The 21,004-nt window shown below is 60.6% G+C and carries 18 protein-coding genes; 10 read left to right on the top strand and 8 right to left on the bottom strand.

The window, feature by feature from the left end; genetic code table 11:
- Positions 1-4: 4 nt before the first annotated feature.
- On the bottom strand, positions 5-2,668 hold the full coding sequence (gene aceE / locus ACJ8J4_RS23150) for a pyruvate dehydrogenase (acetyl-transferring), homodimeric type (protein ID WP_025304233.1): 2,664 nt from the start codon (positions 2,666-2,668) through the stop codon (positions 5-7).
- Between the two features lie 165 nt (positions 2,669-2,833).
- Positions 2,834-3,598, bottom strand: coding sequence for a pyruvate dehydrogenase complex transcriptional repressor PdhR (gene pdhR / locus ACJ8J4_RS23155; protein WP_004937490.1), 765 nt, complete (start codon positions 3,596-3,598; stop codon positions 2,834-2,836).
- A gap of 631 nt (positions 3,599-4,229) precedes the next feature.
- Here pdhR and ACJ8J4_RS23160 point away from each other — a divergent pair.
- Positions 4,230-5,606: an amino acid permease gene (locus tag ACJ8J4_RS23160; RefSeq protein ID WP_025304234.1), complete on the top strand. Its 1,377-nt coding sequence runs from the start codon at positions 4,230-4,232 to the stop codon at positions 5,604-5,606.
- A 63-nt stretch (positions 5,607-5,669) separates the two neighbouring features.
- Here ACJ8J4_RS23160 and ACJ8J4_RS23165 read toward each other — a convergent pair whose 3' ends face one another.
- Genes ACJ8J4_RS23165 through ACJ8J4_RS23175 form a run of 3 tightly spaced genes read right to left on the bottom strand, consistent with a single transcriptional unit; the run spans position 5,670 to position 10,242 of the window.
- Positions 5,670-6,905: a cytochrome c gene (locus ACJ8J4_RS23165; RefSeq protein WP_264383747.1), complete on the bottom strand. Its 1,236-nt coding sequence runs from the start codon at positions 6,903-6,905 to the stop codon at positions 5,670-5,672.
- A complete protein-coding gene (locus tag ACJ8J4_RS23170; protein ID WP_197828501.1) occupies positions 6,902-7,456 on the bottom strand; it encodes a (2Fe-2S)-binding protein in 555 nt (184 codons plus the stop codon). Before ACJ8J4_RS23170 ends, ACJ8J4_RS23165 begins: the two co-directional genes overlap by 4 nt.
- Positions 7,453-10,242, bottom strand: a complete 2,790-nt coding sequence (locus ACJ8J4_RS23175) for a xanthine dehydrogenase family protein molybdopterin-binding subunit (RefSeq protein WP_060434526.1) — start codon at positions 10,240-10,242, stop codon at positions 7,453-7,455. The genes ACJ8J4_RS23170 and ACJ8J4_RS23175 overlap by 4 nt, the downstream gene beginning before the upstream one ends.
- Before the next feature lie 208 nt (positions 10,243-10,450).
- Between ACJ8J4_RS23175 and ACJ8J4_RS23180 the strand changes: the two genes are divergently transcribed.
- Together ACJ8J4_RS23180 and ACJ8J4_RS23185 are read left to right on the top strand one after the other, a co-directional pair.
- The gene (locus ACJ8J4_RS23180) at positions 10,451-11,035 is read left to right on the top strand and encodes a nucleotidyltransferase family protein (protein ID WP_049204219.1); all 585 of its coding nucleotides are present in this window, start codon (positions 10,451-10,453) and stop codon (positions 11,033-11,035) included.
- 8 nt (positions 11,036-11,043) lie between these two features.
- Positions 11,044-12,096 (top strand): XdhC family protein, encoded by a 1,053-nt coding sequence (locus ACJ8J4_RS23185; RefSeq protein ID WP_197836018.1) that lies wholly within the window; start codon positions 11,044-11,046, stop codon positions 12,094-12,096.
- On the opposite strand, the gene ACJ8J4_RS23190 is transcribed toward ACJ8J4_RS23185, so the two are convergent.
- Positions 12,020-12,886 (bottom strand): helix-turn-helix domain-containing protein, encoded by an 867-nt coding sequence (locus ACJ8J4_RS23190; protein WP_089181284.1) that lies wholly within the window; start codon positions 12,884-12,886, stop codon positions 12,020-12,022. The two genes, ACJ8J4_RS23185 and ACJ8J4_RS23190, sit on opposite strands and share 77 nt — an antisense overlap.
- Before the next feature lie 150 nt (positions 12,887-13,036).
- On the bottom strand, positions 13,037-14,683 hold the full coding sequence (gene fumA / locus ACJ8J4_RS23195; protein ID WP_025304241.1) for a class I fumarate hydratase FumA: 1,647 nt from the start codon (positions 14,681-14,683) through the stop codon (positions 13,037-13,039).
- Positions 14,684-15,035: 352 nt separating this feature from the next.
- Between fumA and ACJ8J4_RS23200 the strand changes: the two genes are divergently transcribed.
- From ACJ8J4_RS23200 to ruvX, 6 genes are all read left to right on the top strand, one after another.
- Positions 15,036-15,548, top strand: coding sequence for a SprT family zinc-dependent metalloprotease (locus ACJ8J4_RS23200; protein ID WP_004937462.1), 513 nt, complete (start codon positions 15,036-15,038; stop codon positions 15,546-15,548).
- A gap of 101 nt (positions 15,549-15,649) precedes the next feature.
- Positions 15,650-16,345, top strand: a complete 696-nt coding sequence (gene endA, locus ACJ8J4_RS23205) for a deoxyribonuclease I (RefSeq protein ID WP_089196263.1) — start codon at positions 15,650-15,652, stop codon at positions 16,343-16,345.
- Between the two features lie 69 nt (positions 16,346-16,414).
- Complete coding sequence (rsmE, locus tag ACJ8J4_RS23210; RefSeq protein ID WP_025304244.1) at positions 16,415-17,146, top strand: 16S rRNA (uracil(1498)-N(3))-methyltransferase; 732 nt, start codon at positions 16,415-16,417, stop codon at positions 17,144-17,146.
- A 10-nt stretch (positions 17,147-17,156) separates the two neighbouring features.
- On the top strand, positions 17,157-18,107 hold the full coding sequence (gshB, locus tag ACJ8J4_RS23215) for a glutathione synthase (RefSeq protein ID WP_043141334.1): 951 nt from the start codon (positions 17,157-17,159) through the stop codon (positions 18,105-18,107).
- 147 nt (positions 18,108-18,254) lie between these two features.
- On the top strand, positions 18,255-18,818 hold the full coding sequence (locus ACJ8J4_RS23220) for a YqgE/AlgH family protein (protein WP_004937452.1): 564 nt from the start codon (positions 18,255-18,257) through the stop codon (positions 18,816-18,818).
- Complete coding sequence (gene ruvX, locus ACJ8J4_RS23225) at positions 18,818-19,240, top strand: Holliday junction resolvase RuvX (RefSeq protein ID WP_025304246.1); 423 nt, start codon at positions 18,818-18,820, stop codon at positions 19,238-19,240. The genes ACJ8J4_RS23220 and ruvX overlap by 1 nt, the downstream gene beginning before the upstream one ends.
- Here the strand turns inward: ruvX and ACJ8J4_RS23230 are convergent.
- Entirely contained in the window at positions 19,237-20,259 is a 1,023-nt protein-coding gene (locus ACJ8J4_RS23230) for a type IV pilus twitching motility protein PilT (protein WP_043141339.1), read from the bottom strand. The two genes, ruvX and ACJ8J4_RS23230, sit on opposite strands and share 4 nt — an antisense overlap.
- 20 nt (positions 20,260-20,279) lie before the next feature.
- On the opposite strand from ACJ8J4_RS23230, the gene ACJ8J4_RS23235 reads away from it, so the two are divergent.
- Positions 20,280-20,987: a YggS family pyridoxal phosphate-dependent enzyme gene (locus ACJ8J4_RS23235; RefSeq protein ID WP_197836019.1), complete on the top strand. Its 708-nt coding sequence runs from the start codon at positions 20,280-20,282 to the stop codon at positions 20,985-20,987.
- Positions 20,988-21,004 lie beyond the last annotated feature (17 nt).

Here is a 21,004-nt window from a genome sequence, read left to right on the forward strand (position 1 = left end):
CCTCTTAGGCCAGACGCGGGTTAACTTTTTCCGGGTTGATGTCGAATTTCTTGATTGCATCAGCAACCACAGAAGCTTCGATCTCACCGCGTTTAGCCAGTTCACCCAGAGCAGCAACCACCACGTAAGATGCATCGACTTCGAAGTGGTGACGCAGGTTTTCGCGGCTGTCCGAACGACCGAAGCCGTCGGTGCCCAGTACGCGATAATCGCTGGCCGGCACATAAGTACGAACCTGTTCAGCGAACAGTTTCATGTAGTCGGTAGACGCTACCGCTGGCGCGTCGCTCATCACCTGAGCGATGTAAGGCACGCGTGGCGTTTCGGTTGGGTGCAGCATGTTCCAACGCTCGCAATCCTGGCCGTCGCGCGCCAGTTCGGTGAACGAGGTCACGCTGTAGGTGTCGGAACCCACGCCGTAGTCCTTCGCCAGGATCTGCGCAGCTTCGCGCACGTGGCGCAGGATAGCGCCGGAGCCCAGCAGCTGTACCTTGCCTTTGCTGCCTTCCAGCGTTTCCAGCTTGTAGATACCCTTGCGGATACCTTCTTCCGCACCCTGCGGCATCGCAGGCATGTGGTAGTTTTCGTTCAGCGTGGTCAGGTAGTAGTACACGTTTTCTGGGTTGTCGCCATACATGCGCACCAGACCGTCGTGCATGATCACCGCCACTTCGTACGCGTAAGCCGGATCGTAAGAGATGCAGTTAGGGATGGTCAGAGACTGAATGTGGCTGTGGCCATCTTCGTGCTGCAGACCTTCGCCGTTCAGGGTAGTACGGCCCGAGGTCCCGCCGATCAGGAAGCCACGCGCCTGTTGGTCGCCCGCTGCCCAGCACAGGTCGCCGATACGTTGGAAACCGAACATCGAGTAGTAGATGTAGAACGGAATCATCGGCAGATCGTTGGTGCTGTAGGAAGTCGCTGCGGCCAGCCAGGAAGAGGCTGCGCCCAGTTCGTTGATGCCTTCCTGCAGGATTTGACCTTTCTCGTCTTCTTTGTAGTAAGCAACCTGCTCACGGTCCTGCGGGGTGTACTGCTGGCCGTTCGGGCTGTAGATACCGATCTGACGGAACAGACCTTCCATACCGAAAGTACGCGCTTCGTCGGCGATGATTGGCACCAGGCGATCTTTGATCGACTTGTTCTTCAGCATCACGTTCAGGGCACGCACGAAGGCGATAGTGGTGGAGATCTCTTTGTTCTGCTCTTCCAGCAGCGAGCTGAAATCTTCCAGCGCCGGCATTTCCAGCTTCTGGGTGAACTCCGGCAGACGGGTTGGCACGTAGCCTTTCAGCGCCTGGCGACGTTCGTGCAGGTATTTGTATTCTTCGGACTCTTTCTCGAAGGTGATGTACGGCAGTTTTTCGATGTCAGCATCGGCAACCGGCACATTGAAACGATCGCGGAAGTGGTGAACCCCTTCCATGTTCATTTTCTTCACCTGGTGAGCGATGTTTTTACCTTCCGCGGTTTCACCCATGCCGTAACCTTTGATGGTGTGGGCCAGGATAACGGTCGGTTTGCCTTTGGTGTCCTGCGCTTTTTTCAGTGCAGCGAAGATTTTCTTCGGATCGTGACCACCACGGTTCAGCGCCCAGATTTCGTCGTCGGTCATGTCTTTGACCAGCGCCGCGGTTTCCGGGTAACGGCCGAAGAAGTGCTCGCGCACGTAAGCGCCGTCTTTGGATTTGAAGGTCTGGTAGTCGCCGTCCAGGGTCTCGTTCATCAGCTGAACCAGTTTACCGCTGGTGTCTTTGCGCAGCAGCTCGTCCCAACGGCCGCCCCAGATCACTTTCAGCACCTGCCAGCCTGCGCCGGAGAAGATGCCTTCCAGTTCGTTGATGATCTTGCCGTTACCGGTGACCGGGCCGTCCAGGCGCTGCAGGTTGCAGTTGATGACGAACACCAGGTTGTCCAGCTTCTCGCGAGTCGCGATGGTGATGGCGCCTTTGGATTCCGGCTCATCCATCTCACCGTCGCCCAGGAAGGCGTAAACGGTCTGCTCAGAGGTGTCTTTCAGGCCGCGGTGTTCCAGGTATTTCAGGAACTTCGCCTGATAGATGGCGCTGATTGGGCCCAGGCCCATGGATACGGTCGGGAACTGCCAGAATTCCGGCATCAGCTTAGGATGCGGGTAAGAGGACAGGCCGTTGCCGTGCACTTCCTGACGGAAGTTGTTCATCTGTTCTTCGGTCAGGCGGCCTTCAAGGAAGGCACGCGCGTAAACGCCCGGAGAGATGTGGCCCTGGAAGTACACCAGGTCGCCGCCGTCTTTCTCGTTGCGTGCGCGGAAGAAGTGGTTAAAGCAGACTTCATAGAAGGTCGCGGAAGACTGGAAGGAAGCCATGTGGCCGCCCAGCTCCAGGTCTTTTTTGGATGCGCGCAGAACGGTCATGATCGCGTTCCAACGGATCGCAGAGCGAATGCGGCGTTCCAGATCCAGGTTGCCTGGGTAGGCCGGTTCGTCTTCTACCGCGATGGTGTTGACGTAGTTGTGCGCTGCAGCACCGGCCGCAACGTTAACGCCGCCTTTGCGGGCTTCTCCCAATACCTGATCAATCAGAAACTGAGCTCGCTCAACACCCTCTTCACGGATGACCGATTCGATCGCCTGCAGCCAGTCGCGGGTTTCGATCGGATCCACGTCATTGTTTAAACGTTCTGACATGGTGGTATTCCTTATCTGTCTAATGGTTTGTTTGGAGCCTGTCTTCCTGTGCTCTGTGCAAAAACACACGAAGACAGGCCCATCAGTTTAGTTGCCGCTTAAGTACTTAACTAAGTACCTCGAACTTAACCCCCGCAGGCTGGTGTACCCTGAAGAGGACAGCTCTTAATCCTTGCGTTGCTGGAGACGCCGTAGCGATCTCTCGCGCCGAGTATGCTCCCGGCTGAGATCCAGCAAGATTTCCTCGATAAACGCCAAGTGGCGATGCGAGGCTTCACGGGCCTTTTCCGGCTCGCGTGCCACAATCGCCTCAAAAATTCCGGCGCGGTGGCTGCTCACTTTTGCCAACATCTCACGGCGCGAGTAGAGCAATTCAAAGTTCTGACGCACGTTCTGTTCCAGCATCGGCCCCATGCAGCGTAGCAGGTGAAGTAACACAACGTTGTGAGCGGCTTCAGTCACGGCGATTTGATACTGCATGACCGCATCGGCCTCGGCGTCGAGATCGCCGCTGTCTTGAGCCTGTTGAATCACGATGTGGCAATCGCGGATGCGCGCCAGATCTTCATCGGTGCCGCGCAGCGCCGCGTAATAGGCGGCAATGCCTTCCAGCGCGTGACGGGTTTCCAGCAGATCGAACTGTGATTCGGGATGGTCGGCCAGCAGCTCGGCCAGCGGATCGCTGAAGCTCTGCCACAGATTAGTTTGCACGAAGGTGCCGCCGCCCTGACGGCGCAGGAGCAGCCCTTTCGCTTCAAGGCGCTGAATGGCCTCTCTCAGAGAAGGACGGGAGACATCAAATTGTTTCGCCAGCTCGCGCTCCGGAGGCAGTTTTTCGCCTGGGCGCAGTGTCCCCTCGAGGATCAGGTATTCGAGCTGTTGCTCGATAACATCTGACAACTTGGGTTGGCGGATTTTGCTGTAGGCCATGAGTGAATTCTTCTCTGCGAATGGCGCGGAGTCAATTGGTAATACCAATTTCAAAAACGTGACGGTAAAGTAACAAAGTATTCACCTCCTGTCCATACGGGCCTTGATCGAAATCAGGTTACCCGCACATTTTAACACCCCGCTGAAAACCCCGCTGCAAACCGGTAACGCCGTGATGGTATTACCATTTACGCGGCGGGTTGGGGATTTAACTTTTACCAAACCTTACGCAAGGCAGAGTGCAAACTTTTTGCCCGAGTTTTATTGCATGGTTATGACGCTTTAATGAATGGCTATTTGGCGAGCAGCGCAACGGCGGTTCGTTCATTATTTGAACGCACCCCACCGTTCAGATCTACGTTATTTTTGCGCATTATGTGATTTGTTGCTTATTTCATGCACTGAATCCCCCCCGCCGTCACACAACCCGCATTTTGTTTCCTAAACTGCTGCAATCTTAATCACTCACACGACAAAGCAGGTGCAAACCGACGCGCATAACATTATTCTCTGCCAAACGGTAGCGGCGCCGTGGAATTAATAGCTATAACGCCGTAAATAAAACAAAACACACATCGTAACCACTGCTTTACAGGCAGGTGGGCATTCACAACGACAGAGGGTTAGATTGATGGATGGTCAACAGCAGGGTGACCAGCTGAAACGCGGCCTGAAAAACCGCCATATTCAGCTCATCGCCTTAGGTGGCGCAATCGGTACCGGGTTATTTCTCGGTATCGCTCAAACAATAAAAATGGCCGGCCCGTCAGTGCTTCTCGGCTACGCCATCGGCGGCTTCATCGCGTTTCTGATCATGCGCCAGCTGGGGGAAATGGTGGTGGAAGAGCCGGTCGCCGGTTCCTTCAGCCACTTCGCCTACAAATACTGGGGCAACTTCGCCGGCTTCGCCTCCGGCTGGAACTACTGGGTGCTGTATGTCCTGGTGGCGATGGCGGAGCTGACCGCGGTCGGCATCTACGTGCAGTACTGGTGGCCGGAGATCCCGACCTGGGTCTCCGCCGCGGTATTCTTCCTGGCGATCAACGCCATCAACCTCGCCAACGTTAAAGTTTACGGCGAGATGGAGTTCTGGTTCGCCATCATCAAGGTGGTGGCGATTATCGGCATGATCGTGTTCGGCGCCTACCTGCTGTTCAGCGGCATGGGCGGCCCGGAAGCCACCGTCACCAACCTGTGGGCGCAGGGCGGGTTCTTCCCGAACGGCGTCATGGGCCTGGTGATGGCGATGGCGGTGATCATGTTCTCCTTCGGCGGCCTCGAACTGGTTGGCATCACCGCCGCCGAAGCCGACAACCCGCAAAAGAGCATTCCGAAAGCCACCAATCAGGTGATCTACCGCATCCTGATCTTCTATATCGGTTCGCTGGCTATTCTGCTGTCGCTGTACCCGTGGGGCAAAGTGGTCGAAGGCGGCAGCCCGTTCGTACTGATCTTCCACGCGCTGAACAGCAACCTGGTGGCGACCGTGCTAAACGTCGTGGTGCTCACCGCCGCGCTGTCGGTGTACAACAGCTGCGTCTACTGCAACAGCCGCATGCTGTACGGTCTGGCGCAGCAGGGCAACGGCCCGAAAAGCCTGCTGAAGGTCGACGGCCGCGGCGTGCCGGTGGTGGCCATCGGCATCTCCGCCCTCGCCACCGCGCTGTGCGTGCTGATTAACTACCTGATCCCGGGCCGTGCCTTCGAACTGCTGATGGCGTTGGTGGTGTCGGCGCTGGTGATCAACTGGGCGATGATCAGCCTGGCGCACCTGAAGTTCCGCGCCGCTAAAAACCGCGAAGGCGTGGTGCCGAAGTTCAAAGCGTTCTGGTACCCGTTCAGCAACTACCTGTGCCTGCTGTTCATGGCCGGCATCCTGGTGATCATGTACCTGACGCCGGGCATTCAAATCTCGGTGCTGCTGATCCCGGTATGGGTGGCGATCCTGGCCGTCGGTTACGCCATCAAACAGCGCAGCCAACGCGTCGACGGCGTCACCAGCCGTTGAATCCCGTGACCGCGCAATAAAATGGCCCGCAGATGCGGGCCATTTTTTTCGTCTGAACGCCGCTTACTTGCGCAGCGCTTTCACCTGCTCGGCGGTGACGTCCGCCGGCAAACCGCCCCAGGTCACCCGCAGGTAATTTACCAGTTCCGCCACGTCGGCATCGCTCAGACGCTCGCCGAAGCCCGGCATGCTCTGCATGCTTTCACCGTTCGGGAACTGCTGGGCCGGCAAGCCGTCCAGCACCGACACGATCAGGTTCTGGCCGTCCGCCTGGCGCAGCGTGGCGTTATCGCGCATCGCCGGTGCGACGTGCGGTTTGCCTTCGCCTTCGCGCGCATGACAGCCGGCACACTGATCCAGATAGGTCATGCGCCCGGCATCGCTGCCCTGCCCCATTTTCACCGGCACCGCCGCTGGCGGCTGCTCGCCCATCAGATAGAGCGCCAGCGCCTGATGGTCTTCTGGCGTCAAATGACGGGTGCTGAGATCCACCACCATATGCATCTCACTGAAGGCCGAACCCTGCGGCGCGAGGCCGGTGCCAAGGAAGCGGCTGACGTCCTGCGGCGTCCAGCCGCGCTGCGCCAGGCCGTGCGGCGTAATGTCCGGCGCCATGAAGCGGCCGAGATCGCCGCCCTGCATCGGCTTAGCGAGATCCATCTGCCCCAGTGCGCCGCGCGGCGTGTGGCATTCGCCACAGTGGCCCAGCACGTCGGCCAGATAGCGGCCGCGCTGCCATTGCGGCGAATTGCCCTGCGAACTGGCCGGCAGCGGATCCTGGCTACGGAACAGCAGGTTCCAGCCGATCAGCGCCATGCGCTGGTTGAACGGGAACGGCATCTCATTGGCCGGAATGGCGACGTCCACCGCCGGGCGCGTCATCAGGTAAGCGTAGATGTCGTCGGCATCCTGACGCGATATGCCCTTGTACGAGGTGTAAGGCATCGCCGGGTACAGGTGTCGCCCGCCCGGCGCCACGCCCTGCGTCAGCGCCAGGAAGAAGTCGTCCTTGGTCCAGCGCCCGATGCCGTGGTCGCCCGATGGCGTCAGGTTGCTGCCGTAAATCGTGCCGAACGGCGTGTCCAGCGGATAGCCGCCGGCCAACGGCGCCCCGCCGCTGGCGGTATGGCAGGCGGCGCAGTCGGCGGCCTGCGCCAGATAGCGGCCGCGCGCGATCTGTTCGGCGCTGGCGGTCACCTGCTGCACCGGGCCGTCGTAACGGCGGTTTTCCCGCCACCACAGCAGCGCAATCACCACGATCGCCACCAGCACAATCAACACTGCGAGACGTTTTTTCATTGCGCCGTCTCCTTCAGCAGGCCCGGCGTTTTCAGCACCACGTCGCGCACCGCTTCGTAGTAGCGCACGTAGCCGGTGCAGCGGCAGATGTGGCTGTCCAGCGCCTGCTCGATGGCGTTTTCCAGCTGTTCGCGGGCGATCGGCTCACGCTTGAGCTTTTCCACGAAAATGGTGGCGGCGTTGACGAAGCCCGGCGTGCAGTAGCCGCACTGGAAGCTGTAGTGCTCCAGAAACGCCTGCTGGATCGGCGACAGTTCAACCACCTCGCCCTGCTCGTCCACCTTGGCGTGGCCTTCGACGGTACGCACTTTCTTGCCGTTGAAGAAATGCGCGCCGGTGATGCAGGTGCGCACCTCTTCGCTGGTGCCGCTCGAGTGATCGACGATCGCCACGCAGGCGTGGCAAATGCCCTGCCCGCAGCCGAGGCGCGAACCGGTCAGATCAAGGTACTCGTGCAGGAAATCGATCATCATCAAGCCTTCCGGCACCTCGATCGGGCCGTATTGCTTCTCGTTGATGGTCAGGGAGATCGGCTGGGTTTTAATGCTCATTGTAATACCTCACGAATATTTTCTGCACGAACGGGCAAATCACGGAAACGGTGGCCGGTGGCGTCGGCGATGGCGTTGACCAGCGCGGCCACGATCGGGATCATCACCACCTCCGCCATGCCTTTCGGCGGATCGGTTTCCGACAGCGCCGGCAGGATGTCGCCGCTCTGTTTCCACACCGCCACGTCGCTGGCGCGCGGCAGGTGGTAACGGTTGAAGTTCCAGGTGCCGTTGCCCGGGCCGTCTTCGTACAGCGGTAAATATTCGTGCAGCGCATGGCCGATCCCCATCGCCAGCCCGCCCTGCAGTTGGCCGGAAACCAGTTCCGGCACGATCAGGTTGCCACATTCCATGATCGAATGGTGATTCAGCAATTCCACCTGGCCGGTGGCGATATCCACCGCCACTTCCGCCAGCGTGCCAACGGCGCTGTAGTAGGTCACCGCCGCATTGTTGCGCTGGGTCGGCGGATAATAGACCTGCCCGCGCGCCAGCGGTTTGAATTCGCCGCCGGCGTTGCGCAGCGCCATGCCGTCGACCGGCAGGCGCTCGCTTTTGCCGTTCAACGTGAAATCGGCCTCCGCCCACTGCCAGCGGTTAAACACGTGCACCGCCGCGCCGGTGACGCCGCCCATCTGATAAGCCGTCTTGGCCAGCAGCTCGAGGCTCAGCACCGACATGCCCGCCGCCGTCAGGCCGCCTTCGACCCAACGCGCATCTTCGCGCCGCACCACCAGCGGCGCCGCCTGGCCGCCGCCGATACCGGCCTGCCACAGCGCCATCGCCGCCGGCCACAGGCCGTGATCGAAGATCAGGCGCGCCGCTTCGCGGGTGCTGTGCGAGAAGTAATAGGCCGAATTGCTGGCGCTCGACGGCGAACAGTAGCTCGGCGTCCAGTTGGGGTTGGTTTGCAGCTTGTCCTGCTCTTCTTGCGACATCAGGTAAGGATCGCCGCTGGTGACCATCGGCAGTACCGACCAGTCGGTGACCGAGAAGTGCGCTTCGTCGGCCGGTTTGCCCAGCCACTGCGCGCACAGTACCGACTGCGAGGTCGACATGCCGGTGCCCATCTCCGCGCCGCTGTGATGTAGGGTGATGCGCCCGTCTTCGCTCAGCTCCACCCGGGCGAACGAGGTTTCCGCCCCGGTGCCGAAGTCTTTCTGCACGCAGCCGAAGCCAACGCCATAGCGCTTGCCGGGATAGCGACTCTCAAACTCGGCCTTGCGTTCGGCGCGCTTGAGCCACATCTCATGCTTCGCCGCCTTCTCCAGCACTTCATCGGCGCGGATCGCACCGGCCGGGATCGCCCCTTGGGTGTTTTTCATGCCGGATTTCAGCACGTTGCGCAGGCGGAACTCGATCGGGTCGATCTTCAGCTCGGCGGCCAGCTCATCCACCATCATCTCGGTGGCGGCCATGCTCTGCAGCGTGCCGTAACCGCGCGCCGAACCGGCGTCGATGGCGCGTGAGGCCAGCCCGACCGACGACAGATCGCTTTTTGGGAAGTAGTAAATCGACTGGGCGGCGGTCGCGCCGACCATCACCACCGAAGGGGTAAAGTTGCTGCGGCCGCCGCCGTCCGCCGTCATGTCACCGAGGAACGACTGCATAACGCCGGTCTGGCGATTCACCGCGATGCGATAGTTCATGTCGAACGCGTGGCGCTTCAGCGCCGTCTGGAACTGCTCGAAGCGGTCATTGGCCAGGCGCACCGGGTGGCCGTCGCCGTACATCGCCGCCACTGCGCCGTAATAGGGGAAGTTGTAGTGATCTTTCGAGCCGTAGCCCACGGTGTAGCACGGGTGCAGGATTAGCTGTTTCACCGGCGGGTTGCGCTTGGCCAGCATGCGCGGCATCTCGTCGGCCACTTCCTGCGGCGACTGGGTCGGCACCACCAGATGCAGGGTTTGCGTCTGCGCGTCGAACCAGCCGTTGGCGTTGTCCGGCTCCAGCGCCGAGGTATCGATCGACTGCGTGGTGTAGCGGCGTGACATCACCAGCCAGTCGGCCGGCGGGTTGGCCATCTCGTCGGCGATCTGGCCCGCATAGCGCATGCCTTCCTGATCCAGCTTGCCGCCCTCGCGCCCTTCCGGCCACACCGGCAGGTGCTTTTTCATCGATACCGGGAAGATTGGCGTGTCCTTCAGGCTGGAGAAGCGATCGTCGTCGAACGGTTGATCGCCCCCCACCCGCACATAGCGGAAGCTGCCCCAGGGATCGCGCTCCAGCGGGCCGGTGACCGCGCCGAATTTGATGGTCTCTTCACGGAATTTCAGCTTGTCCTTGGCAAAGCGGAATCGGGCGAAGTCGTGATAGATCAGGATCGCCACCGCCTGGCCGAGGTAGGCCGGGGTTTTGCCGCTCGGCAGCAGCATGTCGTCACCGTAGAACGCCGGGAAGGCCAGGCCATCGCGCGCCAGATCTTCCGCCGTCACCAGGCGATCCGGCTGCAGGTCGTCCCCCAACAGCGACAGATCGACCCCTTCGAACAGCCGGTCGGCTTTGGTGACGCGCAGAATGAAGGCGTGCGCCTGTTTCTGCGGCCAGTGCGGCATGTCCACCGCGCGGATATCGCGCGCGAACACCTTCTGCCCCATGACCTTGGCGCGGCCATCGATGCGGAAACGGACGCGTTTGGTCTGCGGATCCCAGTTGGGCGACTGGAGGATTTTTTGCTCGAACAGCGCGGCGTAGGCGCGGCTGTACAGGGGGGCGAGATACACAGACACCCCCGCAATCACGGCGCTTTTGATAAAGCGGCGCCGCGACGGGTTGAAATTGCTCATAAATAAGTCCTTCACGTCTTTCTTGTAATTGGTTTTTGTTCGCGGTGTTGTTGCGCAAACGCTGACGACCTTGCCGTAGACGTCATAAGCATATGCTTATAACTAAAATTATGTGATGATTAACAGGCTGTTTTCAACAAAAAAACATTTGCAAAACACAGGTAGTTTGTAGGCTAATAAATAATTTGCGCAAACGCGGACTTCAAGCATGACCACGGGCATTGTCATTACCGCCGCCGGACGCGGGGAGCGCTTTATCCAGGCCGGCGGCCAGGGCAACAAATTGAACGCCGGATTCGCCGATGCAGCGGGCGAGCAGCGATCGCTGTTCGAACACACTCTGCGCCAGGCGCTGGCTTCCGGCCTGCCGGTACAGGTGGTAACCCGGCCGGATAATCTGCCGGTGCTGGCAGCCTGCGCCGCCAAGCAAGTGCCGGTCACCCTGCTCGCCAGCGCGGGCCTCGGCGACTCGATCGCCGCGGGCGTTGCGGCCACGCCGCACTGGCAGGGCTGGCTGATCCACCTGGCCGATATGCCGTTCGTCGGCGCCGACGTTTTCCGACAGGTGGCGGATGCCTTACGGCAACACGCGATCGTGCGCCCCTGCTATGCGCAACAGCCCGGTCACCCGGTCGGCTTTTCCGCCCGATTGCGCAAACCGCTTTGCCAACTGCGCGGCGATAATGGCGCGCGTGAACTGCTGCAAGGCGCGGCAGTGCACCTGCTGCCGCTTGAGCACCCCGGCGTCGTGCAGGATATTGATCTTCCATCGCAACTCCCGGCCAGCGAGTAAATTCACCTATGCAACATCTTGATGTCACCGTGGTCAGCCAGGCGATAAGCTGGCTGCAGCAACAGCCGGTCTGGTTATGCACCGTGCTCAGTACCTACGGCTCTTCGCCGCGGTCGCCGGGCGCGTTGATGGCCGCGACCCGAGACGGCCGCTACAGCGGTTCATTGTCGGGCGGGTGCGTGGAGGAGGACTTTCTACGGCGCGTAGCCGCCGGGGAGTATCAGGCGGCCAGCCAGGTGATCCGTTATGGCGAAGGCGGCATGACGCCCAACGTGGCGCTGCCCTGCGGCGGCGTGCTGGACGTGCTGATCGAGTATCTGCCGGCGGGAGAAGCCAGCGTCGCTTATATGCAACGCATCGCCGGCGCGCTGGAAGGGCATCACGCGTTGATCAAACACCTGACGCTGCCCCACGCCTGCCACAGCCTTGAGCAGAGCCACTTCACCAGCGCCACCCAGGTCGAACGCCGGCTCGAGCAGATCACCCTGCACATCGCGGCCGCGCCGCGCCTGCTGATCGCCGGGTTGTCCAGCGTGGCGCTGTACTGCGCCGACTTCGCCGTGGCGCTGGGGTTTGAGGTGCTGGTGTGCGAGAGCCGCCCGGAGGCGCTGGATAACTTCGCCGCCGAGCTGAAACCGGGCGTGACGCTGCTGCGCCAGTTTCCGGCCAAGTTCATTGAGGACGGCGGTTGCCACGCCAATACCGCCGTCGTGGCGCTGACCCACGATCCGCGTATGGATGACCTGACGCTGATGGAAGCGATCCACACTCCGGCGTTTTACATCGGCGCCATGGGCTCGCTGAGAAACAGCGCGCGGCGGCGCCAGCGGTTGCAGCAGATTGCCGAATTCACGCCGCAGGAGTTGAAACGCATTCATGCGCCGATCGGCCTGCCGCTGGGCAGCAAAACGCCGGCGGAGATCGCCCTGGCAGTGATGGCGGCGATCGTGCAGCAGAAAAACCGGCGGCCGGCCGCCGACGGGATCAGTGCAACGGCACCACCGGCACCAGATGCTGCAGCTCCAGATACAGCTCCTCTTTCCCGCTCAGCGAATAGCTGAATACCGTCATGTCCGGCCCGTCACCGCGGGCCAGCCCCATTTCGGGCAGTACCTGCGTGTAAATTTTAATGATGTGATCATTGAGCGCCACCGGCTTGCCGGAATAGCGAAAACGGCAAAACTCGCCGTGGATCTCCGGCAGCGGCTCCAGCGCCACGCCTTCGCGCAGCGGGTAGTCCGTCGTCACGCCCAGGGTATAATCGACCCTGACCCGCTCGCCGTCCGGCACCAGCTGGGTAAACGAATAGGTTTGTGCCGGGCGCTCACCCAGCAAGGTATAGAACTGCCCTCGCAGCGCGCTGCGCTGCGGCAGGTGCGACTTGTCCAGCTTCTCGATATCCAGATGGTACGCGTAATGTTTGCCGTGAAAAGCGTACTGCCCTCTGGCGATGCTGACGCGTTCGACCTGAATATCGCCGGGCTGGCTGGCCGCCAGCGAACGCACCAGATTGCTGAAGTCCTGCTTGCGGGCATGACGATACACGCTGGGCGATTCGGCGAAGTGCTTTTTGAAACAGCGCGAGAATGTCTGCTGATTATCGAATTGATATTCAACCGAAATGTCTAAAATGCTCTTCTGCGTGAAGCGCAAGGCGAAGGCGGCGAGGTAGAGGCGGCGAGCGCGGATATACGAGGCTAACGATAATCCAGTCTGCTTTTTGAACATGCGCTGCAGGTACCATTTCGTGTAGCCTGACTTGGCAGAAACGATATCCAACGACAGCGGATTGGTCAGGTTATCTTCAATCCAGACCAGCAATTCCTTGATGTGACTTTCCTGCGTTCCCATGTGCTTGCCGAACCTTCTGTTGCCGATATTCCATTAGTCGAATTTTAGTGCTATCCGCGTAGGGTATACAGGTTAAAACTCGACGTCCAGCAAGCTACAGGACTTTACACACTCCCCTTCACCGCCGGCAGGCGGCGAAGGGGGCCGCGATTATTTCAGGCAGCTGGAGCACTGACCGGCCTGGATCTTCTGGAAGAAGTCATTGCCTTTGTCATCCACCAGGATAAACGCCGGGAAATCTTCCACTTCGATTTTCCAGATCGCTTCCATGCCCAGCTCAGGGTACTCCACGCACTCCAGGCTCTTGATGCTCTGCTGCGCCAGCACCGCCGCCGGGCCGCCGATGCTGCCGAGGTAAAAGCCGCCGTGCTTGTGGCAGGCATCCGTCACCTGCTGGCTGCGGTTGCCTTTCGCCAGCATGATCATGCTGCCGCCGTGGGATTGCAGCAGATCGACGTAGGAGTCCATACGCCCAGCGGTGGTTGGCCCCAAGGAACCGGACGCGTAGCCTTCCGGCGTTTTGGCCGGGCCGGCGTAGTAGATCGGGTGATCCTTGACGTACTGCGGCAAGCCTTCACCGCGATCCAGGCGCTCTTTCAGCTTGGCGTGCGCGATATCGCGGCCGACGATGATGGTGCCGCTCAGCGACAGGCGGGTGGAAACCGGGTACTGCGACAGCTGTTTGAGGATCTCGGCCATTGGACGGTTGAGATCGACTTTGATCGCCTCGCCTTCCCCGGCCTGGCGCAGCTCCTGAGGAATGAATTTACCCGGATTGTGCTCCAGTTTTTCCAGCCAGATGCCGTCGCGGTTAATCTTGCCTTTGATGTTGCGGTCTGCCGAGCAGGAAACGCCCATGCCGACCGGGCAGGACGCGCCGTGGCGCGGCAGGCGCACCACGCGGATATCGTGCGCGAAGTATTTGCCGCCGAACTGCGCGCCCAGCCCCAAGTTCTGCGCTTCTTGCAGCAGTTCCGCTTCGAGTTCCAGATCGCGGAACGCCTGACCATGCTCGTTGCCTTCGGTCGGCAGGCCATCGTAATACTTGGTCGAGGCCAGTTTGACGGTTTTCAGCGTCGCTTCCGCCGAGGTGCCGCCGATGACGAACGCCACGTGGTACGGCGGGCAGGCCGCAGTGCCCAGCGTGCGCATCTTGTCGACCAGGTAGTTTTTCAGCTTGCCCGGCGACAGCAGCGCCTTGGTTTCCTGATACAGATAGGTTTTGTTGGCAGAACCACCGCCCTTGGCGATGCACAGGAATTTGTATTCTTCGCCGTCCACGCTGTAGAGATCGATCTGCGCCGGCAGGTTGCTGCCGGTATTGACCTCTTTGTACATATCCAGCGCGGCGTTCTGCGAATAGCGCAGGTTCTCTTCGATGTAGGTGTTGTACACCCCGCGCGACAGCGCTTCTTCATCGCCGCCGCCGGTCCAGACGCGCTGGCCCTTTTTGCCGACGATGATCGCCGTACCGGTATCCTGGCAGGTCGGTAAAATACCCTTGGCGGCGATTTCTGAGTTACGCAGAAATTGCAGCGCAACGTATTTGTCGTTTTCGCTGGCGTCCGGATCGTCGAGGATATCGGCCACCTGCTGTTGATGCGCCGGGCGCAGCATGAACGAGGCGTCGTGGAACGCATGCTGGGCAAGCAGGGTTAACGCTTCAGGGGCAACTTTCAGTATTTCCTGGCCTTCAAACTCGCTCACGGAAACGTGGTCGCGGCTCAGCAGATAATATTCGGTATCGTCTTTCTTCAGCGGGAACGGATCTTGATAGTGGAACGGTTTATTCGACATTGATCTCTCACTTGCAACATCAGCTGCGTTAAATTCACACTTGTGGTGGCGCGCGAGGCGGCGCCTTATCAAAAAACTGCCTCCACCTTACGTATTTTTAATCAGTCAGTTATTGCGCCAAATCGCAAAATAACCGCTCTTTGCGTAAGGGATTACCACAGGCGGCGTTTCAACCTTGCTCGGTGAGAACTGCGGGTACAGGCTCATCATGCACGCTTTATTATCCCGCAGTTAACACATTGATTACAATCCATCGACGGCGATCGCTTTATCAATGTGGCGAAAAAACGCGGATGCGGATTTGCGTCGGAGCATATTGTCAGCCGCCGTGCCATTGCTTAAGCTAGCCGCAATGAACAAACCAAGAATCCCCATCGCGCTGCAACAAGCGGTGATGCGCTGCCTGCGAGAAAAGCTGCAGTTGGCACGCCAGCATTTTGCCGTCGAGTTCCCCGAACCCAGCATCGTCTATCAGCAACGCGGCACCAGCGCGGGCACCGCCTGGCTGCAAAGCTGGGAAATCCGTCTGAACCCGGTGCTGCTGCTGGAAAACCAACAGCCGTTTATCGATGAGGTGGTGCCGCATGAGTTGGCGCACCTGCTGGTGTTTCGCCAATTCGGCCGGGTGGCGCCGCACGGCCGCGAATGGCGCTGGATGATGGAAAGCGTGCTACTGACCCCCGCCAGCCGCACTCACCGTTTCGAAACCGCCTCGGTGCAAAGCAAAACCTTCCCCTACCGCTGCGGCTGCGGGCAGCACCAGCTCACCATTCGCCGCCATAACCGCGTGCTGCGCGGCGAAAGCGAATACCGCTGCCGCCGGTGCGGCGAAAAACTGAAATTTCTTGCTAGCGAGAACCTTTAGTTAAACGATTTATACGTTAAAACAAGCAAATATCGCCATTTGCCACTGCCGGCAAGTTCCGTTACCCTGCCTGCTTTTCCAATTTTGAGCTGTTTTGGAATATGCTTCGCAGAATTTTGTTTATGGCGGTTTTCGCCGCAGGCGCCGTACAGGCGCACGGCATCAATAACTTCTCTCAGGCCAAAGCGGCGGCGGCCAAGATTAATCAGGATGCGCCGGGCAGCTTTTACTGCGGCTGCCGCATCGACTGGCAAGGCAAGAAGGGTATCCCGGATCTCGCCGGCTGCGGCTATCAGGTGCGTAAAAACGTCCAGCGCGCACAGCGCATCGAATGGGAACACGTAGTGCCGGCCTGGCAGTTCGGTCACCAGCTGCAGTGCTGGCAGGACGGCGGGCGCAAAAATTGCAACAAGGACGCCACCTATCGCCAGATAGAAACCGATCTGCACAACCTGCAGCCGGCGATCGGCGAAGTGAACGGCGACCGCAACAACTTCATGTACAGCCAATGGAACGGCGGCGCAGGCCAGTACGGGCAATGCCCAATGAAGGTGGACTTCAAGAATAAACAGGCGGAGCCGCCCGCCCGCGCCCGCGGCGCCATTGCCCGCACCTACTTCTACATGCGCGATCGCTACCAGCTGCGGCTGTCACGCCAGCAAACCCAGTTGTTCGAGGTGTGGAACCGGCAATATCCGGTGAGCCAATGGGAATGTCAGCGTGAAGCACGTATCGCCAAGGTGCAGGGCAACCACAACCCCTATATTCAACAGGCTTGTCAGCAGCGGAAAAGCTAACCTACTATAGCCTTTATCTTTCATGGCGCCGCCAACCCGCGGCGCCGTTTCGTCAGGATCAGACTACCCATGCGCATACCCCGCATTTACCATCCGCAGCCGTTGACCGATCGGGCGGAGATCGCCCTCAGCGAGGACGCCGCCAACCACGTCGGGCGCGTGCTGCGCATGAGCGCCGGCCAGGCGCTGCAGCTGTTCGACGGCAGTAACCAGGTGTTCGACGCCGAGATAGTCCGGGTGGACAAAAAGAGCGTGCTGGTGCGCCTCGGCGACGGCCGCGTGGAGGACATCGAATCGCCGCTCAACCTGCATCTGGGCCAGGTGATCTCGCGCGGCGAGAAGATGGAGTTCACCATCCAGAAATCCATCGAGCTGGGCGTCAACGTCATCACCCCGCTGTTTTCCGAGCGCTGCGGCGTCAAGTTGGACGGCGAGCGTCTGGCGAAGAAAATCCAACAATGGCAAAAAATCGCCATCGCCGCCTGCGAGCAGTGCGGCCGCAACCGCATTCCCGAAATCCGCGAGGCGATGTCGCTGGAGGCCTGGTGCGCCGAGCAGGACGGCAGCCTGAAGCTCAACCTGCATCCGCGCGCCAGCCACAGCATCAACACGCTGCCGCAGCCGGTAGACCGCGTCCGCCTGCTGATCGGCCCGGAAGGCGGTTTGTCCGCCGACGAAATCGCCATGACCACCGACCACGGATTTACTGATATTCTGCTGGGACCACGCGTTCTGCGTACCGAAACCACAGCGCTCACCGCCATTACCGCTCTGCAGGTCCGCTTCGGCGACCTGGGTTAAAGGAGAAAAGATGATTAAGCTCGGCATCGTGATGGATCCTATCGATTCCATCAACATCAAGAAAGACACCAGCTTCGCCATGCTGCTCGAAGCGCAGCGCCGCGGTTACGAATTGCACTACATGGAGATGAACGATCTCTATCTGCACGCCGGCGACGGGCGCGCCCGTACCCGCCTGCTGAGCGTGAAGGAAGACAAGGAGAGCTGGTTCAGCTTCGGCGCCGAGCAGGATCTGGCGCTGCACGATCTGGACGTGATCCTGATGCGCAAGGATCCGCCGTTCGATACCGAATACATCTACGCGACCTACATTCTGGAACGCGCCGAAGTCAAAGGCACGCTGGTGGTCAACAAGCCGCAAAGCCTGCGCGACTGCAATGAGAAGCTGTTCACCGCCTGGTTCTCGGAACTGACGCCGGATACGCTGGTCAGCCGCAGCGCCGCACACATCCGCAAATTCCACCAACAGCACGGCGACATCATCCTGAAACCGCTGGACGGCATGGGCGGCGCGTCTATCTTCCGCGTGAAGCAGGACGATCCTAACCTGTCGGTGATCATCGAAACCCTGACCGAACACGGCAGCCGTTTCTGCATGGCGCAGAACTTCCTGCCGGCGATCAAGGACGGCGACAAGCGCATCCTGGTGGTGGACGGCGAGCCGGTGCCTTACTGCCTGGCGCGCATTCCGGCGCAGGGCGAGACCCGCGGCAACCTGGCGGCCGGCGGCCGCGGCGAAGCGCGTCCACTGAGCGAGAGCGACTGGAAAATCGCCCGTACCGTCGCCCCGACGCTGAAAGAGAAAGGGCTGATCTTCGTTGGTCTGGACGTGATCGGCGATCGCCTGACCGAGATCAACGTGACCAGCCCAACCTGCGCACGCGAGATCGAGGCGGCATTCCCTATCTCGATTACCGGCATGCTGATGGACGCGATTGAAAAGCGCCTGGCGGCGAAGTAATGCGTCATGCGGGCGGCATGCCGCCCGCTATCCTGTATCGCGCCCGCCAAAGCCCGCCTTTCCGGCAGCGGCTTGAAAGGCGGCGGGTATAGCCGCATACTGGCGGCTGTTTATTTTCTCACCCATTGATTACCTTATACTAACGCCATGAATTTACAGCACCATTTTCTGATCGCCATGCCAACGCTGCAGGATCCTCGCTTCAAGCGCTCGGTGATTTACATTTGCGAGCACAATGAAGAAGGCGCCATGGGTTTGGTGATCAATAAACCGGTGGAGCAGTTCACGGTAGCCACGGTGCTGAGCAAGCTGAAGATCATGCCGCCTGCGCGCGATCCGGCCATCAGCCTGGACAAGCCGGTGTTCGCCGGCGGCCCCCTGGCGGACGATCGCGGGTTTATCCTGCATACGCCGCGCCACGGCTTCGGCGCCAGCATTCAAATTTCGCCCAACACCATGATCACCACCTCGAAAGACGTGCTGGAAACGCTCGGCACGCCAGAGCAACCGGACGACGTGCTGGTGGCGCTGGGTTATGCGGGCTGGGAAAAGGGCCAGTTGGAGCAGGAAGTATTGGAAAACGCCTGGCTGACCATCGAAGCCAACACCGACATTTTGTTCCGCACGCCGATCGCCAGCCGCTGGCGCGAGGCGGGGAACCTATTGGGTATCGACATTCGCAGCATCGCCAACCACGCAGGACACGCCTGATGAGCAACCGCACCATTATCGCCTTCGACTTCGGCACCAAAAGCATTGGCGCGGCCATCGGCCAGGAGTTGACCGGCAGCGCCCGCGCCCTGCCGGCCTTCAAAGCGCAGGACGGCTCGCCGGACTGGCTGAAAATTGAAAAACTGCTAAAGGAGTGGCAGCCGGATTTGGTGGTGGTCGGCCTGCCGCTGAACATGGACGGCACCGAACAACCCGTTACCGCCCAGGCGCGCAAGTTCGCCAACCGCCTGCACGGCCGCTTCGGCATCCAGATCGATCTGCATGACGAGCGCCTGAGCACCGTGGAAGCGCGCGCCAACCTGTTCGACCGCGGCGGCTTCCGCGCCCTTGATAAAGGCAGCGTGGATTCCGCCTCCGCGGTAGTGATCCTCGAGAGCTGGTTCGAACGGCAGCTGGGCTAAACACCCGTTCCCTCCCCCGCACAGTCCCCCAACACACCGGCGTCAATCCGCTGCTGCAAACCTTGCTCAAAGGTTTGCATGCCGGACTGTGCGCCGGTTTGCAACACGCTCGCCAACTGATGCGTTTTCCCTTCGCGGATCAGGTTGCTGACCGCCGCCGTCGCCGTCAGCACTTCGAAGATCGCCACGCGTCCGCCGCCGGGCCGCCTCATCAGCTTTTGCGCGATCACCGCCTGCAGACTGCCGGCCAGCTGGGCGCGCACATAGGGTTTTTCTTCCGCCGGAAACACGTCCACTAACCGTTCCACTGCCTGCGACGCGCTGCGGGTGTGCAGCGTCGCCAGCACCAGGTGGCCGGTCTCCGCCGCGGTGAGCGCCAGCCGGATGGTGGTGGTATCGCGCAGCTCGCCCAGCAGGATCACATCAGGATCTTCGCGCAGCGCGGCGCGCAACGCCGCATCAAAGCTGTGGCTGTCGCGGCCGATCTCCCGCTGCTGGATCAGCGATCGCCGGCTGCGGTGCAGGAATTCAATCGGATCCTCCAGCGTCAAAATGTGCCGCTGCTGGTGCCGGTTGATCTCGTCGATCATCGCTGCCAGCGTGGTGGACTTGCCGCTGCCGGTGGCGCCGGTGACCAGGAGAAGCCCATCGTCGCGCCGCAGCAGCGCCGGCACGATGGCCGGCGCTGCCAGCTCGGCAAGCGAAGGCGATTGCCTGGCAATACGCCGCAACGCGAGAGACATCCCCGCGCTTTGTTGAAAAATGTTGGCGCGCAACCGCTCCCCGCCCGGCCTGTGCAACGCCAGATCGACCTGCCCCAGCCGCCGCAGGCTCTCGCGCTGCTGCGCATTCAGCAATCCATCGCAGAGGGCCTGCGCGCCTTGCGCCGTCAGCGTTTGCGCCGCCGCCAGCGGCTGCAGTTCACCGTCGATGCGCAACATCGGCGGATGACCGGCACAAAGGTGCAGATCGGAAGCATTATGCTTTACACTAAGGGCCACGAATTCATCGATATCCATATCACTCTCCCGGGTCAATAATGAGCACTATCCAACAGAACCTGCAGGATGTCAGAAACCGCATCGCGGCCGCCGCGCAAAACTGCGCACGGGCGCCGGAAGAAGTTGCTCTGCTTGCAGTCAGCAAAACCAAACCTGTGGCGGCGATCGAAGAAGCCATCGCCGCCGGCCAGCGCGCCTTCGGCGAGAACTACGTGCAGGAAGGGGTAGACAAGATCCGGCATTTCGCCGAGTCGCCTCAGGGCGGTGAGTTGGTGTGGCACTTTATCGGCCCGCTGCAATCCAATAAGAGTCGGCTGGTGGCGGAACACTTCGCCTGGTGCCATACCGTGGATCGGCTGCGCATCGCCCAGCGCCTGAGCGATCAGCGCCCGGCCGACCTGCCGCCGCTCAACGTGCTGATTCAAATCAACATCAGCGATGAGCAGAGCAAATCCGGCATTGCATTAAGCGAACTGCCGGCGCTGGCCGAGGCGATCGCTGCGCTGCCGAACCTGACGCTGCGCGGCCTGATGGCCATCCCGGCGCCGGAAACGGATTATCAGCGGCAGCTGGCGGTATTCAGCCGGATGAACGACGCCTTTCTCGCCCTGCGTCAGCGTTATCCGCAGGCCGATACGCTGTCGATGGGCATGACGGACGATATGGCGGCGGCGATCGCCGCAGGCAGCACCCTGGTGCGCATCGGCACCGCAATTTTTGGCGCCCGCGACTACTCGCAGGCCTGACAAACAGACGAGGGATT

It is taken from the genome of Serratia sp. CY47280, from assembly GCF_052168655.1.
In the GTDB taxonomy this organism is placed as follows: Bacteria; Pseudomonadota; Gammaproteobacteria; order Enterobacterales; family Enterobacteriaceae; genus Serratia; species Serratia bockelmannii.